At 65.1% G+C, this 3,622-nt stretch carries 4 protein-coding genes; 2 read left to right on the plus strand and 2 right to left on the minus strand.

The window, feature by feature from the left end; all coding sequences use genetic code 11:
* Nucleotides 1-81: 81 nt before the first annotated feature.
* Entirely contained in the window at nt 82-447 is a 366-nt protein-coding gene (locus ELR45_RS06750; protein WP_129664531.1) for a VOC family protein, read from the plus strand.
* 47 nt (nt 448-494) lie between these two features.
* Complete coding sequence (locus ELR45_RS06755) at nt 495-1,349, plus strand: alpha/beta fold hydrolase (protein WP_129664533.1); 855 nt, start codon at nt 495-497, stop codon at nt 1,347-1,349.
* A gap of 185 nt (nt 1,350-1,534) precedes the next feature.
* On the opposite strand, the gene ELR45_RS06760 is transcribed toward ELR45_RS06755, so the two are convergent.
* The gene (locus tag ELR45_RS06760; protein WP_276320656.1) at nt 1,535-1,996 is read right to left on the minus strand and encodes an ATP-binding protein; all 462 of its coding nucleotides are present in this window, start codon (nt 1,994-1,996) and stop codon (nt 1,535-1,537) included.
* 386 nt (nt 1,997-2,382) lie between these two features.
* Nucleotides 2,383-3,622: SbcC/MukB-like Walker B domain-containing protein (locus ELR45_RS06765; protein ID WP_240759241.1), on the minus strand; the 1,240-nt coding region annotated here is incomplete at its 5' end.

A 3,622-nucleotide genomic window follows, 5' to 3' on the forward strand; every position in this document is an offset into this window, starting at 1 on the left:
TCACTGTTGACCGTCAGTACTGTACCGTCTAGTCTAAGCGCAGTACTAGACGGTCTAGTACTTTTCACAGGAGACGTGACCATGCACATTCAGCTCGCCGAGCTCCCGGTGTTCGATCAGGATCGCGCTAAGGCCTTCTATACCGAGAAGCTCGGATGCAGTCCGGTCGCCGATGTGCCGATGAGCGACGACGGTTGGCGATGGATCGAGCTCGGATTCCCCGGAGCGCAGACCACTCTGCATTTCATGCGGCGCGCCGATGACAACCTCTCCCCGGAGCCTGTCCTGGCGCTGATCGACGACGACGTGGAAGGCGCGGTCAACGCGCTGAAGACCAAAGGGGTGGAGATCCTCTCCGAACCGCAAGCTGCGCCCTGGGACCCGGAGCGCATCGGCGCGGAGTTCCGTGACAGCGAAGGCAACCGGATTGTGATCAGCAGTCCGTGAGATCTGACGATCCGAGATCAGGCAACCCCAACCGGTAGGAGATCGCCATGCCCCATCCCGTCACACCATCGATGCTGAGCGTTCCCGGCGCGAGCATCCACTACGAAGTCCGGGGATCGGGCCCTGTGCTGATCGTGATCCCCGGCGGTCCGCAAGACGCCGGTGTCTTCGCCGACCTGGCCCGTCATCTAGCGGACCGTTACACGGTGGTCACCTACGATCCGAGAGGCAACTCACGCAGCGTCCTCGAGGGTGCGCCCGGGGACCAGCGCGTCGACGTGCACGCCGATGACGCTGCGCTGCTCATCGACGCGCTCGGCGCTGGACCCGCCAACGTCTTCGGCACCAGCGGAGGGGCGCAGATCGGGCTCGACCTCGTCGCCCGCTATCCCGACCGGGTGCGTGCCGTGGTGGCGCACGAACCGCCGTGCACCATGATGCTCGACGACCCGACGCAGGCTCTGGCCGGCGACCAGGACGTGTACGACACGTACCGTCGCGAAGGCGTCGACGCTGCGATGCGGAAGTTCTTCGCCGACAATGGACTCGACGACGAGCCGGGAGCCGACGACGCGCCGCCGAGCCCCGAAGACCTCGAGACGTTCGGACGGGTCAGCGGCAACTTCGAGTACTTCCTCGCGCACGGGCTAATCCCGCTCTCGCGTTACGTGCCCGACGTGGAGATCCTGCGTGACCACCCGCGCATCACGGTCGGCCTCGGCGAGAAGTCAGCCGCGGAGACCATCTACGACATCGGTGCCGCTCTGGCGAAGCAGCTCGGAAATGATCCCGTGTACTTCCCTGGCGACCATTTCGGATTCGGCCCGCAGGCCGAGAGCTTCGCCGAGACTCTGCACCGCGTACTCAGCCGCAGCGCCGGCTCACTCGCGCACAGCCGGTGAGAACATGCAACGTGGTCGTCCTGGCGACCGAAATGCATGCTCGTTCCGGCGGGCCCACGGGCGCTGCGCAGGTCAGGCGTCGGCGGTCTTGCGGGAGATGAGCGCGCCGAAGGTGGCATGGTGGCGTTGGAACCCGAACTCGTCGAACGCCGCCAGCGCCTGCTGGCTGAACGCCTCGTCGAGCATCAGCGAAAGACGTCTGCCACTTCGTGCGTCGTAGGCTGACCGGGGCCGCCGTGTTGGGTAACAATCTTCTTCTCACGAAGTGATCTCAGGATTCTCCTGACGGTGTACGCCTTCATGCCCAGTTGCTCCTCGAGTCCAAGCACACTTGCAGGGCCCGCAAGAAGCACTTCATACACGCGCCGCTCGGAGGTCGTCAGCGGAGTTCTGATCGTTTTACGTGTGGCGGCGTTGCGCAGAATCACCGTGAAACGGATACTTTGGTCCTGAAACATCGGAGGAGGAAGCCCTGCTGCCTCCAATGACCGCAATACCGTCGGGATACCGGTCGCGAGGGCCTCGATGACTCGAGCGCCCCGATCAGAGGTCCGGACGTTCTGGCAGATCGCCACCAGTATGCTGTTCCGCGCCATGGTGACCCGGCTGTAAGACGCGCACGTCGCGTGTGCGGACTCTGGCGGGATCTGTGGCCCGACGCTCCACGGCTGCCCTCACCACGTACTGAGGAAACCACCGTTGCGGATACAAGCCGAGTGCAAGCAAACCCGCCACTGTGAGGCAGCCAGATGGATCGAGTATCCCGCCATGTAGGAGCATGTCGTGATCATCGAAGCGAGCCAAGCCGTGGCCCGGCGAGCGCTGCCGCACAGACCTCCTCCACATACAGTCACGGCTAGTACATTTCCAGTACATTTAAGTATATTTACTCTGGCCTGCTATAACGCTGTCTTCGGCTGACGAGCGCGGCTGCCGTCCAGGGCATTTCGGCCCGCCTGTCACGCCCGCCACCCAGGGCCCACCGGAGGTGACACCGCGACGTCCTCGTCCTTGACGTGCGCTGTCGACGCCGTCAGTCGGTCTTGCGGGCGGCGAGCTCGCCGAACGTGGCCATGGTGGCGCTGGACCGGGCGCCGTCGTCCGTCACACGCTTGTCGACCAGGACTGCTTGTCCGATGAACGGCTCCAGGATCCCGGTCATGCGGATCGGCGCGGCGATGATCAGCTGGAACCCGAACTCGTCGAACGCGGCCAGAGCTTGCTGCGAGAACGCCTCGTCGGACTTGCTGAACGCCTCATCGAGCATCAGCGGCGCGAAATGCGGGCGTCCGTCGGAGTCGGGGTCTGCGAGGTTGTAGCTCAACGCCGCCGCGAGGCAGAACGCCACCAGCTTCTCCTGCTCCCCGCCGGAGTTCGACGCCGTGTTCCGGTACGTGGCGACGACCTGTTCTCCGGCGTCGTTCTCGATGCCGTAGAAGAAGTAGCTGGTCCGCACGTCCAGCACATTGGTCCGCCACCGCCTCGACTCGGCGTCGTCGCCGGTGAAACGGGTCATCAACTCACGCACGCGCCGGAACTGCGCCAACAGCTTCTCCGGATCGCGCCGCGCGGCCGGGGCGTCGCGCAGCAGCGCATCCACCTTGCGGCGGAACTCCTTGACGTCAGCGGCTGGATTCGCCTTGAAAGCGATCTGCAGGTGGGTCCCCGGGTTGAACTCGACCCGCGAGAGTCCCGTGTTCACCATGGTGATCCGGTTCTCGATCTCGCCGGCCGCGTTCTCCACTGCGCGCTGCAGCACGCTGATCGACGGGACCATGTCCTCGCTGATCATCTGCTGGAACCGGCCCATCGCGTGGGGCAGCCTCCGGCGCACGATGTCGGCATGCAAGGCGGCGAAGTCGGCCCCGGAACGGTCGACGTCGCCCGTGGCGTCGGGCGCCGAGTCCGGCCACTCCTCGACGAACCGGTCGACGGCCGATTTCACCCTGGCGTATGCGTAGCGGCGGTCGGCCTCGGCGGCGTCCCGGCGACGCTCCAGTTCCTTGCGGAAGGCGATCCTGACCTGTCTGATGCTCTCCGGAGTGACCGGCGCCTCCACACCGGCGAACACCTCGTCGAGGTAAGCGCGCTGGTGGTCGTCGTCGACGGTGTGCGGCTTCGCCGACTCCTCCTCGTAAGTGTCGAGCAGGAATGTCTGGCGGACACCGTTCGCGCTCAGTTTGTTGCGCAGCTCCGAGCAGGCGTCGGAGATCGACTGCCAGCGCTCCTCGGCCGCGGTGCGCTCTTCCTCGAGCCGTTGAAGGTCGACGTTG

This window comes from Phytoactinopolyspora endophytica, assembly GCF_004138495.1.
Classification (GTDB): Bacteria; Actinomycetota; Actinomycetes; order Jiangellales; family Jiangellaceae; genus Phytoactinopolyspora; species Phytoactinopolyspora endophytica.

Coding starts and splice junctions, on each gene's coding strand:
- ELR45_RS06750 (WP_129664531.1), top strand. CDS start 82: ATGCACATTCAGCTCGCCGAGCTCCCGGTGTTCGATCAGGATCGCGCT.
- ELR45_RS06755 (WP_129664533.1), top strand. CDS start 495: ATGCCCCATCCCGTCACACCATCGATGCTGAGCGTTCCCGGCGCGAGC.